This is a genomic window from Flavobacterium sp., from assembly GCF_029242675.1.
Classification (GTDB): domain Bacteria; phylum Bacteroidota; class Bacteroidia; order Flavobacteriales; family Flavobacteriaceae; genus Flavobacterium.
Genome location: NZ_JAQWTM010000117.1, coordinates 1 through 2519, shown reverse-complemented (window position 1 = coordinate 2519; position 2519 = coordinate 1). Strand labels below are relative to the sequence as shown.

4 protein-coding genes are annotated in these 2519 nt (G+C 30.5%); 1 reads left to right on the top strand and 3 read right to left on the bottom strand.

Translation table 11 applies throughout. From position 1 onward, the window contains the following. Positions 1-183: hypothetical protein (locus P8M54_RS04685; protein WP_300285717.1), on the top strand; the 183-nt coding region annotated here is incomplete at its 5' end. A gap of 197 nt (positions 184-380) precedes the next feature. On the opposite strand, the gene P8M54_RS04680 is transcribed toward P8M54_RS04685, so the two are convergent. From P8M54_RS04680 to P8M54_RS04670, 3 genes are all read right to left on the bottom strand, one after another. Then, the gene (locus tag P8M54_RS04680) at positions 381-806 is read right to left on the bottom strand and encodes a hypothetical protein (RefSeq protein WP_300285715.1); all 426 of its coding nucleotides are present in this window, start codon (positions 804-806) and stop codon (positions 381-383) included. 172 nt (positions 807-978) lie between these two features. Continuing rightward, positions 979-1464 (bottom strand): hypothetical protein, encoded by a 486-nt coding sequence (locus tag P8M54_RS04675; protein WP_300285713.1) that lies wholly within the window; start codon positions 1462-1464, stop codon positions 979-981. Between the two features lie 177 nt (positions 1465-1641). Beyond that, positions 1642-2355: a pentapeptide repeat-containing protein gene (locus P8M54_RS04670; RefSeq protein WP_300285711.1), complete on the bottom strand. Its 714-nt coding sequence runs from the start codon at positions 2353-2355 to the stop codon at positions 1642-1644. Between the last annotated feature and the right edge of the window lie 164 nt (positions 2356-2519).

The following is a 2519-nucleotide window of genomic DNA, read 5'->3' as shown; positions in this document are numbered from 1 at the left end:
ACATATTTTTTCAGATTAGTTTCTGCTATTAATGAATTACAAGTAATGTTTGCTACGAAAATTTTTGTCATTTTATTTATTATTAAGGTTTATATTAAATTTTACCGCCTCAGTTTCGGTTCTGCCAAACTGAGGCATAACGTCTCCGCTGCTTTGAGATGGCTGGAAAATCGTAACCGCTAATTTTTCGGCTTAACGAAAAAATGATGCGAAACGGTAATTCCACTAAACTCCAGCTATCTCAAAACAGCTGTTGTGCCTTCGGTTTTTTATTTATAATACTTCGGTTTAGTTTCCGCACCGATTTCAAGCGAATTCAATTTTAAAATTATTTATTATGTCAAAATTCATTCAGATAAAAACCGATTCTGATTTAATTATTATTGGTGATTCCGATGTTCAATATAATTTCTGTAAGCTATTACAAAATCTGAGTTATCGGAGGAAAGTTCAATTTTGTTCAATTCGGATTGGTCTTTTAGTTTTATTTTCTCTTTTAGTGTATGGAATCCAGCAACTGCTTTAGGTGACAAACAATCAGCGAAAACATCAAAATGTTTGTCTAAATCAGTTTGATAATTTATAAAACCAATATTTACATTTTTTAAATTCCAACTTATGTTAAACGCAACAATATATCTTCCACTAATAAACATCCCAGAAGGCAATTCGGTTGTTTTTGGTGTTTCACTTAATATTTTTTCAAAGTTCAATTTATGGACAGCTAAAATATATTCAGCTTTTCTGATGTCTGTTGTAAATCCACCTAAATCAAATTCTTCTATTTTATCAACAAATAATATCATATTTTTTCGTTTTCGTTTCGGCTATACTAAACTGAGGCACAACGTGTCGCGGCTTGCAGAAGTGGCGAACTTCGTAACCGATTATTTTCGGCTAAGATAAAATATCTTGCGAAAGATAAACGTGAATTTACCACATATTTCGCCATTTTTGCAAACCGCTGTTGTGCGTTCGTTATTTTACTCGGTTAAACCAATTTTCAACTTCAGAAGTGAATTCTGTTTTTTCAGATAACAGCTTAGATAATTTATAATTTTCAGCTTCAGTGCATCCTCCACAGAAATATATTTCTACGTCGCTTCGCTTGTTCTCATCAATTTGGTTTAGCTCATCATTATTCAATTTTATGATTCCTTTTTCGAGAAGTTTGATACAAGCGAAAGTTGCTAAATACTTTTCTGCGGGTTTATTACTGATAATCTTTTTCTTAAGTTCTTCAAATTTTTTCTTTTCTATTATTTCTGTTATATTTTCAACTGGTTTAGATTTTCTCCCTGAATAATAACAAGCAAAACCAACCAAACTATTTTCGTCAATTTTTTTTGGCGGAGGCGGCAGTTTTATTAGTTCTTTTTCTAAATTCTCTTTTTCAAATTCACTATTATTTTTACAACTAAAGTTAATCAAAAGTAGAAGTAAAACGATAAAGATATTTCTCATAAGTTTCTGTTTTTAAGCGCTTCTACTATAATGACGCACAACGTTTTGCGGCTTTGCGAGGTTGCAAACTTCGGAACCGAGGTCTTTCTGCTAAGATAAAATTTCTTGCGAAAGATATACGTGAATTTAGCACATTTTTCGCAATCTCGCAAAACCGCTGTTACCTGCTGGCTTTTTTCAGTAGTCAGATTTAATATTTCCATTCATCATCCAATATTCGTAAACTTCTTTTGTTCTTTCTTTTAGCAATTCTCTACTTAAATCATTACATTTTTTACTCCAGTATAGACCTTCGTAAATTCCAACAACTAATAAATTATCGATTTCTTTATTGTTTTTAGCTCCTAAATAATTAAAGAAATTGAACGAATCTATAATCAGTTTATTTGGTTTTTTTAATTCAGTTATTTGTTCAGAAAGTATAAGACTCAAGTCTCCAAAAACCACATAAAGTAAATCATCAGACAAATGGTCGCTTAATATTTCAAAATCAGGAATATTCTCATATAATTCGGCTATCAATGGTAACGTAAAATTCGTTAGTTTATTTGTTTTAGCATCAATTCTGACTTCAGTTCCAAAGTTTGTATTATTTTCAAAAATTAAACTAGAAGTATCTGATTTACCAAATTCAATTCCTTCTACAAGACAATTTATGAATTCCGTTTTTATTAAATCGCAATTATTAAAATTTGTTGACTTAAGATTACAATCCGAAAATCTTGCGTTTCTAAAATTGGAATTTGAAAAATCTACTCCAAAATAACAGTTTTCAAAGATCGCTTCTTCAAAATTGCTTTCGGCATAAGTTTCTCCATTTCCAAAATCCACGTTTCGGTAGAATCTTTGTCCATTTTGATAATGTTCTAATATTTCTTTTTTTGTTGTCAATCTTTGTTTTTTAAGCTTGCAGGTAACGTCAGTCTGTGAAAAAACTTCCGTTTATTTCCTTCAAATATACTACATCTTTTTAAGATATAAGGCAGAAAAGTTGTATATTTAAAGATGCAACATATCATAGGAATAGCACGCAATCAAATGCGTTTTTCGAGTTT